This is a genomic window from Agrobacterium sp. O3.4 (genome assembly GCF_041414895.1).
In the GTDB taxonomy this organism is placed as follows: Bacteria; Pseudomonadota; Alphaproteobacteria; order Rhizobiales; family Rhizobiaceae; genus Agrobacterium; species Agrobacterium cucumeris.
Genome location: NZ_JALPZP010000023.1, coordinates 1 through 1279 on the forward strand (window position 1 = coordinate 1; position 1279 = coordinate 1279).

General features: G+C 57.2%; 1 protein-coding gene. It reads left to right on the top strand.

What is annotated here, in order from left to right:
- Positions 1 to 1279 (top strand): hypothetical protein (locus M0412_RS26405; protein ID WP_371338350.1); only part of this gene is annotated, 1279 nt, incomplete at both ends.

A 1279-nucleotide genomic window follows, 5' to 3' on the forward strand; every position in this document is an offset into this window, starting at 1 on the left:
TTGGCCAGGCAACTGGGAAAGCCGGGCAGCGAGCTCTACCAGGACAAATTCCCAGCCTTGCCGGACTACACAGCCGCCATCGATCGGATTGCAAAACGCCAGGAAGTTGTCGCGGCACGTGGCGAGGAGAAAACTTCCGCCCCGATAGACCTGGCGCCCCAAACGCCGCCCGACGCTGCCGATGCGGCAGTCAATAACCAGAAAAGAATCGTCGAGGCCTTGCAGGCAGGCGACCACAAGAAGCTTGTGGAAACGCTAGCCGCAACCGGCTCCCTTGTTGAGAACACAAATCTCGTATCAACGTTGAAAGCGATAGCGCAGACTTATGAAAGAGACATTAGTGCGGACCCCGAGAAAGTCCGCGCTCTCTACGCCAACAAACGTGATCATGTAGATTTGCTTGCCGAAGAGATCGAAAAGCAGGGCCTTGCATCCGGTCGCCTGAGTGGCGACCCTGTCAGCTTCAAGGCGTTTAACAACAAGGATATCCGTTTCAGGGTCGGTGACAGGCTCAGCGTCACTAGCAGCTATAGGAATCTCATTGCCGGTGAAGCCGGCCGGATCGAAAAGATCGAAGGCAAATCCGTTACCTTCAAACCCGATGGCAGCAGTCAGAGCAAGACCTTCGAGGCCAGCACCGGCGAGCCGGGTGACAGGGGTGTCAAGGGCTATAAGATTGAGGGGCCCACGACAATCATCGGCTCCGCCTACGAAATCAGAAATCACGACGATGGCAGGCGCGTCGATCAGGTTTATGTCTTGCACAGTGCCATTTTCGGCTCAAATGCCGCGAGCGCCCTGTTGAGCAAGGCCGACGAACGAACCCAGGTTTTCACCGTGCAAAGCGACACGGCTGACAGACACATCTTGGCCAGCCAACTCAGCAAGCCTGGCAGCGAGCTCTATCAGGACAAATTCCCAGTCTCGCCGGACTACGCAGCCGCGATCGACCGGATCGCGAAACGCGAGGAACTTAGGGCCGGACGTGGCGAGGAAAGTCCTACTGTTCAAATGGAGCCGGTGAACCAAACGCCCTACGAGGCGGGACATTGGACGCCTGACAGTCAAAAATCTGTGGTGGAAGCCCTGCAGGCTGGCGATCACAAGAAGCTCGTGGAAACGCTCGCCGCAACCGGCTCCCTTGTCGAGAAAGCGGACGCCGGGTCGGCGCTGAAAGCAATGGCGGATGCTTACGAAAGGGATATCAAGGCAGATCCCGAAAAGGTCCGCATGCTCTATGCCAATCGGCGCGTTGATGTAGATGCGCTGGCCAAGGAGA